Below are 16,566 nucleotides of genomic sequence, written 5' to 3'. Positions count from 1 at the left end.
CTGCTGGCTTGCATTATTTCGTTTTACAGCATTGCCCTTTCAAATCGTCGATAATCGGACATTCACTTCCCTCATCACCGGGACATTCCTGAATCCATAGTTCCAACTGCTGTTTTATAACGGCCAATTCTTTTAGCTTCTGCTCAACATTTTTTAGCTTCTGCTGTGCTTTCTCTTTCACCGCGAAACTACTTCTTTCAGGGTCATTGGCCAAGTTGAGCATCGCTTTACACTCATCAAGACTGAACCCAACTCCTTTGCATCGAGCAATCAGATTGAGATCGGCGACATGTTGCTCATGGTAATCTCGGTAGCCATTGTTTAAGCGATGTGGCGGTTTAATTAACCCTTTTTCTTCATAAAGCCTGATCGATTTAGCTGTCAGGCCTGTCTTTTTTGAGACTTCACTGATGTTCATTGTTCAATTTATACGAATTAAAGACATGGTTAAACCATGCCTCTAATTCATATAAATAGCAATTATTCCTGACGAATCAACCAAGCTAGAATATCTGACTTCTCAGCCTTGTTCGCTTTGTCATACCAATAGGCCATCATCTCAACAGGCTTACTATCGGTCTGAATCATGTTCGTGACAGAAGTTCTTTGGCTAAACGCCCAATCAGCAAATTGTGTTTGCTCTTCAGCAGTGCCTTCATTGAACCAGTATTGAACCATGTCTTTCTGCTTGGATTCACTTTCCCCAGAATCCAGTGAATGAGATTTTGATTCAACATTTGCATCTGTAGATGCAATCTGGAGGCTGTTCTCTTTGTTGTATACCGCTAACTCTTTTAAATAATCACGAGTTAAACCGTTAGATGCATTCAATACACCTTGCGCATTTTCCTCTAATTTTCCACTAACTACACTGATTCGAAATTTAGGATTTTTATCAAACTCTTCAGCTTGTGATCTTTGACTAATATTTTTTATCGGTTCGATATTTACAACACTGTCTTGGGCGTCAAAAGTTACCACTACAGGTTTTGAGTTAAATTTCTCTCGCTCACCAAGGTGCTCAACTAATTTTTCAATTCGAATAACCAATTGATTAGTACCATTAGGTAAAATAATCGTATCTTTTTTCTTGAGAGAAAAACCCACTTCTTTATCTTGAATAACTAGCGGTGCAACATCTCTATGTAACCTAACTTCGACTTGTGCGAACGCGTTACAAGAAGCCATCAGCGCACCAACTGCAAGGAAAGTCCCTAATAATTTCATTGATGATTTCCCCTAAGAAAAAACGAGCATCCTAGCCAGATGCTCGTACGTTTGATTAATTTGTTTTTGCCAATTAGAAGTAGTATTCCATACCAACTAGAACATAGTTTGCCCAATCAGCTTTGTAATCATTACCTGCGTTATTAATCTTATAGTTACGTGAATCGATGTACATATAAGCACTTGGCAAGATATAACCTAAGCGAGCAGTTACTGCTGTATCGCCAGAATCATTTTTACCATCAGCATCATCTGTCGCAGAGTAGCCAGCTTTGAATACCCACTTACCATTTAAGACATACTGAGCTGTTGCTGATAACGCGTTTTGACTAACTGTACCTGATGCAGAATCTGTTTCCATTGCTTTATAAGCAGCAGTAAGCGTTACATCACCTAGGAATAAACTACCACCCAAAATGGCATAGTTATGTGCGTAGTTAGTAACTGTAGCACCACCAGCGACATAGTCAGGGTTAGCAGCTAAGTTACCTGTATCTTGGTCGATGATATATTTAGATTGCTCATCTTCCTTAGACTGATATTCACCACGGTGGTAGTAACCTGCATGCAAGCTAAATAGGTCTTTAGAGAATGAAGCTGCAATACTACTCACCATGCGGTCTGTATCTTGTTCCATACCACTCAAGGTTGCTTGTAATCCAAAACCACCCCAGTTTGCAGAATCAAAGCGGAATGTGTTATCAGCACGGTCTTGATATGAAACACCAAGGTCATTATTCCAGTCAAATACATTGCCCAGACCTGGGTTTGAGTGTGGCCAGTCTACATAGTTGTATGCCGCTACCAATTGACGTCCAAATTTTAATTGGCCGAAACCATCAAAATCAAAACCTAGATATGTATCACGTGCACCTAGCTGACCTGATTTAGCGCCGTTATCAGCGTTACCGCCTTCAATTTGCCAAATAAAGTTTGGAGCAAAATCTTCAAACTCTACAACACCACGAAAACCAACACGAGACTCAATTACTGCACCTGCACTTTGAGTATCGCTGTCATCACCCATGATCATAAAACCAGCTGCTTGGCCGTAAAACTGAACGGCGTCGCCTGCAAGTTGTACTGCTGCGTTTGCTGAACCAGAAACAGAAGCGAAAGCAACTGCCGCACCGATAAGCGTGCGTTTAAATACTTTTTCCATGGAAAAACTCCTAAAAAATAGACATAGCTGTTTGTTTCGTCTCTCTTAAGTTGGCCGCCGAAGAGAAGACTTATATTTCGAGTTTTAATGCGATTAACTTCGCTCTAAAAACTCTGAATGCACGAGTACATTCATGCAACTAGACTAACTTTATGGAGTAAAACATCAATGAGAACTTAATTTTCGACTAAAAAAATATGAACTTGAGCAAACTTTAATCGAGTAAGTGATCGAGATCTCAATCTCAAACATACAATATGAAACAAATTAAAATTTAATTTAAAAACAAACAGTTAAATAAATTCAATTTTATATTAGTTGAATTACATCGCATATTTTCCAAGAAGATTTCATAAAGATGCAAACTGTTACATTTGAAAGACTGGGGGAAAGAGTTGCGGTTGTAACGGATATGTTTAAAGTTATTTTACGCATAAAAATAAAGCCTCAGTAATAAATTACAGAGGCTTTTTGATAGATAACTATTGTTACTTCATTAAGTCTAACAAATCTTGTTCGTTGCGAATCTCAATACCAAGCTCTTGCGCTTTTGCTAATTTCGAGCCAGCCGCTTCGCCTGCAAAAAGTATATCTGTATTCTTGGAAACACTTCCCGTCACTTTCGCACCTAAAGCCTGAAGAGCAGCTTTGGCGTCATTGCGAGAAAGTTGCGACAAAGAGCCGGTTAAAACAACCACTTTGCCTGCCAATGGTTGAGGAGCATCTTCGCTTTGAGGCTCTATATCACTCCACTCAACGCCAAGCTCAATCAATTCCTGAATCACTTTATTGTTGTTCTCTTGGGCAAAGAAGCTGTGAATATGATTCGCGACCACATTGCCAACATCAGGTACTTCGATTAACTGCTCGACAGAAGCTTGGCTAATCGCCTCCAGATTTGAGAAATATTGAGCCAAGTTCAACGCTGTTGCTTCACCAACTTCCCTGATACCCAGAGAATAGAGAAAGCGTGGTAGCGTAGTTTGCTTAGATTTTTCAAGCGCATTGACAATGTTTTGCGCCGACTTTGGCCCCATTCGTTCCAAAATGGTTAACTCACCCGCTCGCAATTTAAATAAATCAGCAGGAGTCACCACCATTTCTTTATCAACGAGTTGCTCGATAACTTTGTCACCTAACCCATCAACATCCAAAGCTTTGCGGGATACAAAGTGCTTGAGCGCTTCTTTGCGCTGCGCTTGACAGACTAATCCGCCAGTACAACGAGCAACCGCTTCACCTTCCACACGTTCAACCGCTGATTGGCATACTGGGCAAGTGACTGGAAAAATAATCTCTCGTGCCGTTTCAGGCCGTAGCTCTTGAACAACCGAGACAATTTGCGGAATCACATCTCCTGCGCGGCGAATAATAACGGTATCGCCAACTTTCACGCCTAGGCGCTCAATTTCATCGGCATTGTGTAGGGTTGCATTACTGACTGTCACCCCACCGACAAATACTGGGTCTAATTTAGCCACAGGGGTAATCGCACCAGTTCGACCGACCTGAAACTCTACATCGTTCAAAGTCGTCATTTCTTCTTGCGCAGGGAATTTGTACGCAATTGCCCAGCGTGGTGCACGAGCAACAAAACCGAGCTGTTCCTGTAGCGAAATATCATCCAGCTTGATCACAACGCCATCAATTTCATAAGGAAGTTCAGCTCGGCGCTGCAAAATATCCTGATAATAAGCTTTTACGTCATCAAGAGACTTAACTCTTCTGGTTTCTGGGCACATTGGTAGCCCCCAGCCTTTCAACTGAATAAAGCGATCGTAGTGACTCGATGAAAGATCTCCGCCTTCAATCACACCTACGCTGTATGCATAAAAAGCTAAAGGACGTTTTGCTGTAATGCGCGAGTCAAGCTGACGTAGGCTCCCTGCTGCTGCATTTCGAGGGTTAACAAATACCTTTTCACCTTTTTTCACCGCAAGCTCATTCATGCGTTCAAAACCCGCTTTCGGCATAAACACTTCTCCACGCACTTCGATGCGCTGCGGCCATGAATCACCTTGAAGTTTTAAAGGAATAGACTTTATCGTGCGCACGTTTTCGGTAATGTTTTCGCCTGTAGCACCATCACCTCGGGTTGCCGCTCTGACTAAAACGCCATTTTCGTAAAGCAGGCTAACGGCAAGGCCGTCAAGCTTAGGCTCGCAACAAAATTCGGCCAGTTTAGCAGCAGGAACGCGGTCGCCCATTCGACGATTAAATGCGTTTAATTCATCGTCATCAAATGCATTGTCCAAAGACAACATTGGGATTTCATGGGTCACAGGCTCAAACCCACTGAGTGGCATTCCACCAACTCGTTGACTTGGCGAATCCGCAGTAACTAACTCTGGGTTAGCTTCCTCTAAATCGAGTAACTCACGCATTAAACGGTCATATTCAGCATCAGGAATCGTCGGATCATCTTCAACGTAATAGCGAATCGCGTGAATATGTAGCGTTTCTCTTAGTTCTTTTAGTCTTTGCTCTACGTTTTGCATTTCTTATTCTCTCGAATCATGAAAAAAGGCTCCGACTTGGAGCCTTTTAATAATAACTGTTCACTTACTGCTGAGCAGCTTTGATCTTGAAGTCTTGGATTTGTTTTCTATACGCATCTAATCGATCTGGAGTCATCATGTTACGAGCATCGTCCAGTACGGTACCGCTGAGATCATCTGCTATTTGCTGCGCTGTCTTCAACATCAATTTGAAGTTCTGAGCTGGATCGCCAAAACAAGGTAAGGTCATAAAGAATGAAATACCCTTAGTCGTAAACTCAGCTGGATCATCGTGTTTTAGTGTTCCAGGTTGCATCATGTTCGCAACGCTAAACAACACTTTGCCCGTTCCAGACATATCCGCATGGCGATGGAAGATATCCATTTCACCGTAGAGTAGACCGTTTTGTTGCATGCTATCGAACAGCTTAGTACCCACAAAAGGTTCATTACCTGTACAATGGACATTTAGAACGATGACTTCCATTTCATCCGATTTCGGCTCTTTGTTATCCGTTGCTGAAGGCTGCTCTTCAGTTACTGAATCAGCCTGGGCCTCTTCCTTGTCTTTCTCAACCACCATTGAAGGCACGTCAAGTTCCATCTCATCTTCAACAGTATTAATAGCAGTTGTAGCATCAACGGTTGGTTCGTAATCAGAAATCAAAGGATCAGCTTCAGACGCAGTATCAGACAAACCAAAATCTGGCTCTTTACGATCCTTACGAATGATCTCGTAGTCATCTTCAGGAGCAAATGCACGCGACGGTACTGTATCTTCTTGCTCAACCTCTAATTTACCAAGTGGCTTATCACCGAACTTGGATTTCCCTTCTTTCTTACTGGTCCATAGACCATGAAATAGCAAAGCGGCTATCGCTAGCGCGCCAACAATAATGAGTACGAATCGCAATTCCTGCATCTTAAACTCTCGGCTTCTCGATTTTTGATGTCCTGAATTTCACGCTTTCGAAGAACGTCAACCAGAGGCAAAATTTCTTATATCCAGATACTCTACCAAAACTCTACCCCGATTTAGAACAACTTAATGTTATAAGTTGAGATAACAATGAGATTTTTAGCATTCTTTCATTCTGATTTTGCTTGGTTACAATAGAATGCTCATCCTTATGACACTTTAATAAGACACGGAATAAGCTATGCATTTGAAACAGCGTTCAGGCTTGGGTTATTTTTTCTACGGATTCGAACTGGCGGTATCCCCCGGCATTCGACGTTTCGTGATTCTACCACTGCTGGCCAACATATTATTAGTAGGCGGAGCCTTATATTATCTTTTCATCCACTTAGACGAATGGATTAACAGCTGGATGGGTCACATTCCTGGTTTTCTATCTTGGCTAAGTTACATTCTGTGGCCACTGCTAGTACTTACGATTCTTGCAACGTTTTCTTATTTCTTCAGCACCTTAGCTAACTTTATTGCCGCACCGTTCAACGGATTACTGGCTGAAAAAGTAGAACAGAAAATGATTGGAGAGCAAGTGAATGATGGCGGAGTGTTAGATTTCGTCAAAGACGTTCCGCGTATTATGGCTCGCGAATGGCGAAAACTGCTTTATGTATTACCTAAAGCGCTTGGGTTATTCATCCTGTTGTTAATTCCCGCCGTCGGGCAAACTATCGGTCCTTTTGCATGGTTTATCTTCACTGCGTGGATGCTTGCAATTCAATACTGCGACTACCCGTTTGATAACCATAAAATTTCGTTTCAGGACATGAGAAACAGTTTGAAACAAAAACAAAGCAAAGCTTATGGCTTCGGTATTCTGGTCGCCTTTTTGACAACGATACCTATTATTAATCTAATCGTAATGCCTGTCGCTGTTTGCGGCGCTACCGCGATGTGGGTGAACGAGTTTAAACGAGACTACAAAAGTTAATAAGGCAATGTCATAACTTAAGTTAGGTAAACTGCTGAAAGATCTCTTCTATCTATAAGATATAACGATTTAATCCTTTTACCTTTTTAAGTGAGCACATATGCTCTTTTTGTATCCGCTAACGTATCGTTATACCGATACCCAAACATGCGTAATGAAGGAATATAACAATGAGCAAAATCTACGAAGACAACTCCCTAACTATTGGTAACACACCTCTAGTTCGACTAAATAAAGTCAGCAAAGGTAAAGTATTAGCGAAAATTGAATCTCGCAACCCAAGCTTTAGCGTTAAATGCCGTATCGGTGCCAACATGATTTGGGAAGCAGAAAAACAAGGTACACTTAAGCCTGGCGTTGAATTGGTAGAACCAACAAGTGGTAACACTGGTATTGCTCTTGCGTTTGTTGCTGCTGCTCGCGGTTACAAATTAACGCTAACTATGCCTGAGTCAATGAGCTTGGAGCGTCGAAAACTACTTAAAGCACTTGGTGCTAACCTTGAGCTGACTGAAGCAGCAAAAGGCATGAAAGGCGCTATCGCTAAAGCGGAAGAAATTGTTGCAAGCAACCCAGAAAAGTATCTGCTTCTTCAACAGTTCAACAACCCAGCAAACCCTCAAATCCACGAAAAGACCACTGGTCCTGAAATTTGGGAAGCCACTGACGGCCAAGTTGATGTGTTCGTTGCTGGTGTAGGTACGGGTGGTACGCTAACAGGTACAAGCCGTTATATTAAAGGCGAAAAAGGTAAAGCAATTATCTCTGTTGCTGTTGAGCCAGCGGAATCTCCGGTCATCACTCAAGCGCTTGCGGGTGATGAAATTCAACCAGCTCCACACAAAATTCAAGGTATCGGCGCAGGTTTTATCCCAGGTAACCTAGATTTAGACCTGATTGACCGCGTTGAAACAGTCACTTCTGACGAAGCAATTGATATGGCTCGTCGCCTAATGGAAGAGGAAGGTATCCTTGCTGGTATCTCTTCAGGTGCAGCAGTTGTTGCCGCTAACCGTTTGGCTGAACTCCCTGAATTTGAAGGAAAAACAATTGTAACCGTACTGCCAAGCTCAGGTGAACGTTACCTAAGTACAGCCCTATTTGCTGGCATTTTCACGGAAAAAGAAAACCAACAGTAATATGTGGTTAAATCAATTTTTCATTTAAAAAAGCCCCTTGATGGGGCTTTTTTGTTGATCCTATTTCTACCTTTGGTAATATCACCTTGTTTTATTTTTCGCTTCAAAATAAAGAAGCAATAAAAATTCCAGTTCAATTGTAATGACCAACTCACAGGCAATACGATTGACGAATTTTAGATCAGTATCAGTTCTAACACGAAAAGCACGTTACTCTGCTAGCAGAAACGCTGTTCTAAGGTTAAGCTAAAAACTGGTTAATAAACTTACAAAAAATAAATTATTGGGGTATATCACATGTACGAGAAGAAAGTAGAAATTACTGCAGAAAACGGTCTTCACACTCGTCCTGCGGCACAATTCGTTAAAGAAGCTAAAGCTTTCGACGCGGATATCACTGTTACTTCTAACGGCAAAAGTGCTAGTGCTAAGAGCCTATTCAAGCTACAAACACTAGGTCTAGTTAAAGGCACTGTAGTAACTATCTCTGCAGAAGGTCCTCAAGCTCAAAAAGCTGTTGACCACCTAGTAGCACTAATGGACCAACTTCACTAATCAGGTCTATTCCAATTCAAAGCCATTTTGGACAACCAAAGTGGCTTTGTTGGATATTATTCAAAGAATAAGCTAAAAATATCTTTAGCGCCTGCGTCCATTTATCTCCCGTTTACAGTTGACCAATTTAAGGTAAAGCTATGATTTCAGGTATCCTAGCATCTCCAGGTATTGCTATCGGTAAAGCACTACTACTTCAAGAAGATGAAATTGTCCTAAATACAAACACCATTTCTGACGATCAAGTAGAATCTGAAGTTGCTCGTTTTTACGACGCTCGCAACAAAGCTTCTGCACAGTTAGAAGTAATCAAGCAAAAAGCGCTTGAAACGTTTGGTGAAGAAAAAGAAGCCATCTTTGAAGGCCACATCATGTTGCTTGAAGATGAAGAGCTAGAAGAAGAAATTTTAGCACTCATCAAAAACGATAAGCTGTCAGCAGATAACGCTATTTACACTGTTATCGAGGAGCAAGCTACTGCGCTTGAGTCTCTAGACGACGAATACCTAAAAGAGCGTGCAACAGATATCCGTGATATCGGTTCTCGTTTTGTTAAGAACGCACTAGGCATCAATGTAGTTTCACTCGCTAACATCAATGAGCAAGTTATCCTAGTTGCTAATGACCTAACACCTTCTGAAACTGCGCAAATCAATCTTGATTACGTGCTTGGTTTCGCATGTGATATCGGCGGTCGCACTTCTCATACTTCAATCATGGCTCGTTCTCTAGAACTTCCAGCGATTGTAGGTACCAACGATATTACTAAACAAGTTAAGAACGGTGACATGCTGGTTCTTGACGCAATTAACAACAAGATTTTTGTTAATCCAACTACAGCTGAATTAGCTGAAGCAGAAAAGGTACAGCAAGCTTTCATCGATGAAAAAGAAGAGCTAGCAAAACTTAAAGATCTTCACGCTGAGACTCTAGACGGACACCGTGTAGAAGTATGCGGCAATATCGGAACAGTTAAAGACTGTGACGGTATCCTACGCAACGGTGGCGAAGGTGTTGGTTTGTACCGTACAGAATTCCTATTTATGGATCGTACATCTCTTCCTACTGAAGAAGAGCAGTACCAAGCTTACAAAGAAGTTGCAGAAGCAATGGAAGGTCAAGCTGTCATTATCCGTACTATGGATATCGGTGGTGACAAAGATCTACCATATATGGATCTACCAAAAGAGATGAACCCATTCCTAGGCTGGCGTGCAGTACGTATCAGCTTGGATCGTCGTGAAATTCTACGTGACCAGTTACGCGGTATCCTACGTGCATCTGCACACGGCAAACTTCGTATCATGTTCCCGATGATTATCTCTGTTGAAGAGATCCGTGCTCTTAAAGAAGCCATTGAAGAATACAAAGCAGAGCTTCGCGAAGAAGGTCTAGCATTCGACGAAAACATCGAAATCGGTGTAATGGTTGAAACACCAGCAGCTGCTGCAATTGCGCACCACTTAGCGAAAGAAGTGTCATTCTTCTCTATCGGTACTAACGATTTAACTCAGTACACACTAGCAGTAGACCGTGGTAACGAGATGATTTCTCACCTATACAACCCACTATCTCCAGCAGTACTTACAGTTATCAAACAAGTTATCGATGCATCACATGCAGAAGGTAAATGGACAGGTATGTGTGGTGAGCTAGCAGGTGACGAGCGCGCAACACTTCTTCTACTTGGTATGGGTCTAGATGAGTTCTCAATGAGCGGTATTTCTATCCCTAAAGTGAAGAAAGTTGTTCGCAACTCTAACTTCGCAGAAGTAAAAGCAATGGCGGAGGAAGCACTTTCTCTACCAACTGCTGCTGAAATCGAAGCATGTGTTGAAAAATTCATCGCTGAAAAAACACAATAATCTGTGAATACCAATGATTTAGACGACTAAAAGTAGTCGTCTATTGTTTTTGATTGGTATACTATACTTCGACAGAATATTTTAAAACGTTAGGAGCATGACACAATGGGTCTGTTTGACAAACTGAAAAAGCTAGTCTCTGATGACAGCGCTGACGCTGGTGCAATTGAAATCATCGCACCACTTTCTGGTGAAATCGTAAACATCGAAGATGTGCCAGATGTCGTGTTTGCTGAGAAAATCGTTGGTGACGGTATCGCAATCAAGCCATCAGGCAACAAAATGGTTGCACCAGTAAATGGTACTATCGGTAAGATTTTCGAAACTAACCACGCATTCTCTATCGAGTCTGACGATGGTGTTGAACTATTCGTTCACTTCGGTATCGATACTGTAGAACTTAAAGGCGAAGGCTTCAAACGTATTGCTGAAGAAGGTCAATCAGTGAAAGTGGGTGACACTATCATCGAATTCGATCTAGCTCTACTAGAAGAGAAAGCAAAATCTACTTTAACGCCAGTTGTTATCTCTAACATGGACGAAATCAAAGAGCTGAACAAGCTTTCTGGTACTGTTTCTGTTGGTGAAACTGCCGTTCTTCGCGTAACTAAATAACTCGCAAGAGAAATAATTAGTTCGTTGAATCTAAAAACGCTGCCTAGTGCAGCGTTTTTTTGTATTCAGAGTTTGGTAATAACGTCCCTAAAACAATCTACAATCCCAACGCGTAACGTAATACTCGTTCTTTCGCAGTGCCTGCCTGTTCAGCCAGTTTTAATGCAGCATTGCGAGCAAACTTGAGCGGTGGAATGTCATTGCTAAACGTCTTATAAAAGAAATCCATGCCAGTCTGCATCAATAAATTATCTGGTCGTCTTTTGCGTTCGTAGCTGCGAAACGCCTCTGTTGTTAACTCTTCTAAAGTATTGGTGCAATTTAGTAATGTGGCCACATCTTTGAAACCCAAGTTAACACCCTGCCCCGCTAGCGGGTTGATGGTATGCGCTGAATCGCCCACTAATACGCAATGATTCTTTACGTAACTCTGTGCATGTCGACGCGTCAATGGGAAAGAACCTTTCTGCAGAACTTTAATGTCACCTAACTCTTGTGGGAAGTGCTTAAGTATTTCCAGTCTCAGCTGTTCATTTGTCATCATATTCAGCTGTTTTATGCGACTTGGAGAGTCATACCAGACCAAAGAAGCCTGATTGCCATTCAATGGTAAGAATGAGCGAGGGCCTGATGGGAAGAATTGTTGCCAAGTAATATCTTGTTGTGGCTTTTCAGTTTCAACATTAATCAACATACAATGTTGACGATAATCCCAAGCCGTTACGCCAATATTGGCGCTAGCTCGTACTTGCGAATTGGCACCATCCGCACCAATCACCCAATTGCAAACCAACTGCTCTCCAGAATCCAGCTCTATGGAATGTCTGTCGCCAAACTGAATATGAGATAACTTATCCGGACAAAACAGGGTTATGTTCGAATACGCTTCTATACAGCTCCATAAGCCCAACTGAATAACTCGGTTTTCAACCATGTAGCCTAGCTGTTCTAAGCCTAGTGATTGAGCTGAGAAACGAGTTCGACATTCAGGATGTTCCCAAGTTTCTAGACGGCGGTAAGGACATACACGCATGGCCTCAATACTTTCCCACGCTCCCAGTGAATCCAGTAAATCAACCGAAGTCTGCGAGATAGCTGAAATACGAACGTCCATCGTTTGAGAAGGCTCAAACGCATGCGGCTTTGCGCCTTCTACAACCGCGACTTTCCGGCCCTGTTTCGCAAAGCCAATCGCAGCTGCGGCCCCCACCATGCCACCACCAATCACAACAATGTCAAAATCGTTCATCTTTCCAACTATTATCTCAATTCGTTAACGTGGCTTATTGTACGGAACAGCACTTTTTTTGCGAACGTTTTTGTCACAAAACCTTAGAGTTAACAGGGTAAAAAGCCTGATGTAGCAAAGGATTTAAGAGATTTCATCCAATCACTAGTCAGTGACTTTTTAAAGCAGTACAATACGCGGCTTACCGCCGAGATGGCGGCTATAATTTGAGCTGAGACCTGTTTACCTTTGAATACACAAAGGGTTCACAATCTCTAAAACGTTCAAGATTTATTTAAGAATTAACACGAGCGAAAGTGAAAATGAGTAAGAAACTGCTAATTAAAACCTGGGGTTGCCAGATGAACGAATACGATTCATCTAAAATGGCCGACCTGCTTAACGCTGCCAACGGCTATGAGCTGACTGAGGATCCAGAAGAAGCAGACGTACTTTTACTTAATACCTGTTCGATTCGTGAAAAAGCACAAGAGAAGGTTTTCCACCAACTTGGTCGCTGGAAAACGTTGAAAGACAAAAAAGAAGGCGTTGTAATCGGTGTCGGTGGCTGTGTGGCAACTCAAGAAGGTGACCACATTCGTGATCGTGCACCTTTTGTTGATGTTATTTTTGGCCCACAAACGCTACATCGTTTGCCAGAGATGATTAAACAGTCTCGTACTGACAAAGCTCCTGTTATGGATATTTCTTTCCCAGAGATCGAAAAATTCGACCGTCTTCCAGAGCCTCGTGCTGAAGGTCCAACAGCTTTCGTGTCAATCATGGAAGGCTGCTCAAAATACTGCACTTACTGCGTTGTTCCTTATACTCGCGGTGAAGAAGTTAGTCGCCCAATGGATGACGTGCTATTTGAAATTGCACAGCTTGCAGAGCAAGGCGTTCGTGAAGTAAACCTGCTAGGTCAGAACGTAAATGCATACCGCGGTCCAATGCACGACGGTACTATATGTTCATTCGCTGAACTACTGCGTCTAGTCGCTACCATTGATGGTATTGATCGTATTCGTTTTACAACAAGCCACCCACTTGAGTTTACCGACGACATCATTGCTGTGTACGAAGATACTCCAGAGCTAGTGAGCTTCCTTCATCTTCCAGTGCAAAGCGGTAGTGACCGAATTCTAACGATGATGAAACGTCCGCACACAGCAATCGAGTATAAGTCTATTATCCGTAAACTACGTAAAGCACGTCCTGATATTCAGATCAGTTCTGACTTCATTGTTGCTTTCCCTGGCGAAACAGATAAAGATTTCCAAGACACCATGAAACTGATTCGCGAAGTTGATTTTGATATGAGCTTTAGCTTCATTTTCTCTCCTCGTCCGGGTACGCCAGCAGCAGATTACCCATGTGAACTGACTGAGCAAGAGAAAAAAGATCGCTTATATGAGCTACAACAGCAGATCAACTCGCAAGCAATGCGCTATTCTCGTTTAATGATGGATACAGAGCAGCGCATTCTGGTCGAAGGTACTTCTAAGAAGAATCTGATGGAACTTCGTGGTCGAACAGAAAACAACCGCGTTGTAAACTTTGAAGGTTCACCAGATTTAATCGGCCAATTCGTTGACGTGAAAATCGTTGATGTATTCCCGAACTCACTTCGTGGTGAGCTGATTCGTACAGAAAAAGAAATGAACCTTCGCGTTGTCACTTCTCCATCAGAAATGATGGCAAAAACAAAACGTGAAGATGAGCTAGGAGTAGCGACGTTTACTCCATAAGCTTTAACAGTCATAAGGTGTCCGGTCGAAATCGGACACCTTGATATGACCATACTGAGAGGCTAATTTGAGCAATAAAATTGTTACCTTAGAGATCAATCTCGAACCTTCTGACAACCGCCGACTTGCCAGTTTATGCGGTCCTTTCGATGACAATATCAAGCATTTAGAACGTCGTTTGGGCGTTGAAATTAATCATCGCAGCCAGTTCTTTACCATTGTGGGTAAACCTCATACGACGGCGGCAGCACTTGATATCATCAAATCCCTTTATGTTGATACCGCGCCAATTCGAGGTGAAATTCCAGACATTGAACCGGAACAAATTCATCTCGCAATAAAAGAATCGGGCGTGTTAGAGCAAAACACGGACGTCGCTGAAGAGTTTACTCACGGCAAAGAAGTGTTTGTGAAAACCAAGAAAGGCGTTATTAAACCTCGCACACCAAACCAAGCGCAGTACTTGATGAACATGGCCACTCATGACATCACATTTGGTATTGGTCCGGCAGGTACTGGTAAGACTTACCTTGCGGTAGCAGCGGCCGTTGATGCGTTAGAGCGTCAAGAAATTCGTCGAATTCTTCTGACTCGTCCAGCTGTTGAAGCAGGTGAAAAACTCGGTTTTCTTCCGGGTGATTTGAGCCAAAAGGTCGACCCTTATTTGCGGCCTCTTTACGATGCGTTGTTTGAAATGCTTGGCTTTGAGCGAGTAGAAAAGCTCATCGAACGTAACGTTATTGAAGTAGCACCGCTTGCATACATGCGTGGTCGTACTCTCAATGATGCATTTATCATTCTTGATGAAAGCCAAAACACGACGGTTGAACAGATGAAGATGTTCCTGACTCGTATCGGTTTCAACTCTCGCGCCGTTATTACAGGTGACGTTACCCAGATCGACTTACCTCGCGGAGCAAAATCTGGTCTTCGTCATGCGGTAGAAGTATTAAATGAAGTGGAAGAAATTAGCTTTAACTTCTTTATTGCTGACGACGTAGTTCGCCACCCTGTCGTTGCTCGTATTGTTAACGCCTATGAGAAGTGGGAAGCACAAGATCAGAAAGAGCGTAAAGAGTACGAAAAACGTCGTAGAGAAGAGCGTGAATCTAAACTGCTTGAACTACAGAAAGAAGAACTTAGTTCATCGATAAAAGAGTCTGACCAATAATGAGTATTGAACTCGATTTGCAATTAGCCGTTGAAGACGAAAAAGGCCTACCCAGTGAAGCGAACTTTGCCACTTGGTTAGAAACGGCTATCACTCCATTTCAAGATCAAGCTGAAGTGACCATTCGCATCGTCGATAGCGAAGAGAGCCACCAGCTCAATATGGATTATCGTGGTAAAGATAAACCGACTAATGTTCTATCTTTCCCCTTCGAAGCGCCACCAGGCATGGAGCTGGATCTGCTGGGTGATTTGGTCATATGTCGCCAAGTGGTTGAACAAGAAGCCAGTGAGCAGAACAAACCACTGTTAGCACATTGGGCGCATATGGTTGTACATGGAAGCCTGCATCTGTTAGGTTATGACCATATCGAGGATGACGAAGCCGAAGAGATGGAGTCCCTCGAAACAGAATTGATGCAAAAATTGGGTTTTGAAGATCCCTATTTATCAGAAAAAGTGTAAATATAAGGTCACATTGGCCTTATATTTATTTGTGAGCTACCACACTTTGGTAGCGTTAATAATTTGAGAAATAATGAACGAAGACAATTCGCCCCCTTCCAACGAAGGTAAAAAAGAAAAGTCTGAAGGTCCGAGTAGAAAGTCCTTCTTTGAACGCCTAGGTCAAATGTTTCAAGGAGAGCCGAAAGATCGCCAAGAATTGGTTGATGTCATTCGAGACTCTGAAGTAAATGACTTAATTGACCACGATACCCGCGACATGCTCGAAGGTGTTATGGAAATTTCAGAGATGCGAGTCAGAGATATCATGATCCCTCGCTCTCAAATGGTCACAATTTCACGTACCGACGATCTCGATACGTTGATTGCACTGATCACCGATGCACAGCACTCTCGCTACCCGGTGATCAGTGAAGATAAAGACCATGTTGAAGGTATTCTGTTAGCGAAGGACTTACTCAAGTATTTAGGTTCCAATAGTACTCCCTTCGATATCGAAGAAGTGATACGCCCAGCAGTCGTCGTGCCTGAAAGTAAACGGGTAGATCGTCTACTAAAAGAGTTCCGCGAGGAACGCTATCACATGGCGATTGTTGTTGATGAATTCGGCGGTGTTTCTGGTCTTGTCACAATAGAAGACATTCTTGAAGAAATTGTCGGCGAAATCGAAGACGAGACAGATGATGAAGAACAGCTGGAAATTCGTAAGCTAAGCAAACACACTTACGCCGTTAAAGCTCTGACGACAATTGATGATTTCAACGATACGTTCAAAACACAATTCAGTGATGACGAAGTAGATACGGTCGGCGGCATGGTGATGACGGCATTTGGTCATTTACCGACTCGTGGCGAAGTGGTTGAAATTGGCAATTACAGCTTTAAAGTTACCGCAGCTGATAGCCGTCGGGTTATCCAGCTTCAGGTTACCATTCCAGGTATGGAATCGATGCCTGAAATTACTGAAGAATAATTCTTTTGTCTCTTACC

General features: G+C 42.5%; 15 protein-coding genes. 9 read left to right on the top strand and 6 right to left on the bottom strand.

What is annotated here, in order from left to right; genetic code table 11:
- Positions 1-13: 13 nt before the first annotated feature.
- The 5 genes from cueR to zipA all read right to left on the bottom strand — a co-directional run bounded on the left by cueR (position 14) and on the right by zipA (position 5,809).
- Positions 14-418, bottom strand: a complete 405-nt coding sequence (gene cueR / locus ACRQQK_RS02485) for a Cu(I)-responsive transcriptional regulator (RefSeq protein WP_457509924.1) — start codon at positions 416-418, stop codon at positions 14-16.
- A gap of 62 nt (positions 419-480) precedes the next feature.
- Positions 481-1,227, bottom strand: a complete 747-nt coding sequence (locus tag ACRQQK_RS02480) for a YccT family protein (RefSeq protein WP_457509923.1) — start codon at positions 1,225-1,227, stop codon at positions 481-483.
- Between the two features lie 73 nt (positions 1,228-1,300).
- On the bottom strand, positions 1,301-2,389 hold the full coding sequence (locus tag ACRQQK_RS02475; protein ID WP_457509922.1) for a porin: 1,089 nt from the start codon (positions 2,387-2,389) through the stop codon (positions 1,301-1,303).
- A gap of 488 nt (positions 2,390-2,877) precedes the next feature.
- A complete protein-coding gene (ligA, locus tag ACRQQK_RS02470) occupies positions 2,878-4,887 on the bottom strand; it encodes an NAD-dependent DNA ligase LigA (protein ID WP_457509921.1) in 2,010 nt (669 codons plus the stop codon).
- 64 nt (positions 4,888-4,951) lie between these two features.
- The gene (zipA, locus tag ACRQQK_RS02465; RefSeq protein ID WP_457509920.1) at positions 4,952-5,809 is read right to left on the bottom strand and encodes a cell division protein ZipA; all 858 of its coding nucleotides are present in this window, start codon (positions 5,807-5,809) and stop codon (positions 4,952-4,954) included.
- Positions 5,810-6,047: 238 nt separating this feature from the next.
- Here zipA and cysZ point away from each other — a divergent pair, with 238 nt between their 5' ends.
- The 5 genes from cysZ (at position 6,048) to crr (ending at position 10,965) form a co-directional block, all read left to right on the top strand.
- Positions 6,048-6,791 (top strand): sulfate transporter CysZ, encoded by a 744-nt coding sequence (gene cysZ, locus ACRQQK_RS02460; RefSeq protein WP_457509919.1) that lies wholly within the window; start codon positions 6,048-6,050, stop codon positions 6,789-6,791.
- 170 nt (positions 6,792-6,961) lie between these two features.
- Entirely contained in the window at positions 6,962-7,930 is a 969-nt protein-coding gene (gene cysK / locus ACRQQK_RS02455) for a cysteine synthase A (protein WP_102940219.1), read from the top strand.
- 297 nt (positions 7,931-8,227) lie between these two features.
- Entirely contained in the window at positions 8,228-8,485 is a 258-nt protein-coding gene (locus ACRQQK_RS02450; protein ID WP_042486442.1) for an HPr family phosphocarrier protein, read from the top strand.
- A 140-nt stretch (positions 8,486-8,625) separates the two neighbouring features.
- Positions 8,626-10,350: a phosphoenolpyruvate-protein phosphotransferase PtsI gene (gene ptsI / locus ACRQQK_RS02445; RefSeq protein ID WP_457509918.1), complete on the top strand. Its 1,725-nt coding sequence runs from the start codon at positions 8,626-8,628 to the stop codon at positions 10,348-10,350.
- A 105-nt stretch (positions 10,351-10,455) separates the two neighbouring features.
- Positions 10,456-10,965 carry a PTS glucose transporter subunit IIA gene (crr, locus tag ACRQQK_RS02440; RefSeq protein WP_042486447.1) on the top strand — a complete coding sequence of 170 codons (510 nt, stop codon included), beginning with the start codon at positions 10,456-10,458 and terminating at the stop codon, positions 10,963-10,965.
- Positions 10,966-11,062: 97 nt separating this feature from the next.
- Here crr and ACRQQK_RS02435 read toward each other — a convergent pair whose 3' ends face one another.
- On the bottom strand, positions 11,063-12,214 hold the full coding sequence (locus ACRQQK_RS02435) for a 2-octaprenyl-3-methyl-6-methoxy-1,4-benzoquinol hydroxylase (protein WP_457509917.1): 1,152 nt from the start codon (positions 12,212-12,214) through the stop codon (positions 11,063-11,065).
- A gap of 302 nt (positions 12,215-12,516) precedes the next feature.
- Between ACRQQK_RS02435 and miaB the strand changes: the two genes are divergently transcribed.
- The 4 genes from miaB to corC all read left to right on the top strand — a co-directional run bounded on the left by miaB (position 12,517) and on the right by corC (position 16,549).
- Positions 12,517-13,941 (top strand): tRNA (N6-isopentenyl adenosine(37)-C2)-methylthiotransferase MiaB, encoded by a 1,425-nt coding sequence (gene miaB / locus ACRQQK_RS02430; protein WP_457509916.1) that lies wholly within the window; start codon positions 12,517-12,519, stop codon positions 13,939-13,941.
- A 67-nt stretch (positions 13,942-14,008) separates the two neighbouring features.
- On the top strand, positions 14,009-15,112 hold the full coding sequence (locus ACRQQK_RS02425; protein ID WP_457509915.1) for a PhoH family protein: 1,104 nt from the start codon (positions 14,009-14,011) through the stop codon (positions 15,110-15,112).
- The gene (ybeY, locus tag ACRQQK_RS02420; protein ID WP_457509914.1) at positions 15,112-15,576 is read left to right on the top strand and encodes an rRNA maturation RNase YbeY; all 465 of its coding nucleotides are present in this window, start codon (positions 15,112-15,114) and stop codon (positions 15,574-15,576) included. Before ACRQQK_RS02425 ends, ybeY begins: the two co-directional genes overlap by 1 nt.
- A gap of 73 nt (positions 15,577-15,649) precedes the next feature.
- Positions 15,650-16,549 carry a CNNM family magnesium/cobalt transport protein CorC gene (gene corC, locus ACRQQK_RS02415; RefSeq protein WP_457509913.1) on the top strand — a complete coding sequence of 300 codons (900 nt, stop codon included), beginning with the start codon at positions 15,650-15,652 and terminating at the stop codon, positions 16,547-16,549.
- The last annotated feature ends 17 nt before the right edge of the window (positions 16,550-16,566 follow it).

It is taken from the genome of Vibrio sp. C8 (genome assembly GCF_054051265.1).
The sequence above is the reverse complement of the archived record's forward strand: the minus strand, read 5'-3'. Positions and strand labels throughout refer to the sequence as shown.

Bases quoted from the DNA above. Each gene is read 5' to 3' on its own strand.
- cueR (WP_457509924.1), bottom strand. From the start codon at position 418: ATGAACATCAGTGAAGTCTCAAAAAAGACAGGCCTGACAGCTAAATCG.
- ACRQQK_RS02480 (WP_457509923.1), bottom strand. From the start codon at position 1,227: ATGAAATTATTAGGGACTTTCCTTGCAGTTGGTGCGCTGATGGCTTCT.
- ACRQQK_RS02475 (WP_457509922.1), bottom strand. From the start codon at position 2,389: ATGGAAAAAGTATTTAAACGCACGCTTATCGGTGCGGCAGTTGCTTTC.
- ligA (WP_457509921.1), bottom strand. From the start codon at position 4,887: ATGCAAAACGTAGAGCAAAGACTAAAAGAACTAAGAGAAACGCTACAT.
- zipA (WP_457509920.1), bottom strand. From the start codon at position 5,809: ATGCAGGAATTGCGATTCGTACTCATTATTGTTGGCGCGCTAGCGATA.
- cysZ (WP_457509919.1), top strand. From the start codon at position 6,048: ATGCATTTGAAACAGCGTTCAGGCTTGGGTTATTTTTTCTACGGATTC.
- cysK (WP_102940219.1), top strand. From the start codon at position 6,962: ATGAGCAAAATCTACGAAGACAACTCCCTAACTATTGGTAACACACCT.
- ACRQQK_RS02450 (WP_042486442.1), top strand. From the start codon at position 8,228: ATGTACGAGAAGAAAGTAGAAATTACTGCAGAAAACGGTCTTCACACT.
- ptsI (WP_457509918.1), top strand. From the start codon at position 8,626: ATGATTTCAGGTATCCTAGCATCTCCAGGTATTGCTATCGGTAAAGCA.
- crr (WP_042486447.1), top strand. From the start codon at position 10,456: ATGGGTCTGTTTGACAAACTGAAAAAGCTAGTCTCTGATGACAGCGCT.
- ACRQQK_RS02435 (WP_457509917.1), bottom strand. From the start codon at position 12,214: ATGAACGATTTTGACATTGTTGTGATTGGTGGTGGCATGGTGGGGGCC.
- miaB (WP_457509916.1), top strand. From the start codon at position 12,517: ATGAGTAAGAAACTGCTAATTAAAACCTGGGGTTGCCAGATGAACGAA.
- ybeY (WP_457509914.1), top strand. From the start codon at position 15,112: ATGAGTATTGAACTCGATTTGCAATTAGCCGTTGAAGACGAAAAAGGC.
- corC (WP_457509913.1), top strand. From the start codon at position 15,650: ATGAACGAAGACAATTCGCCCCCTTCCAACGAAGGTAAAAAAGAAAAG.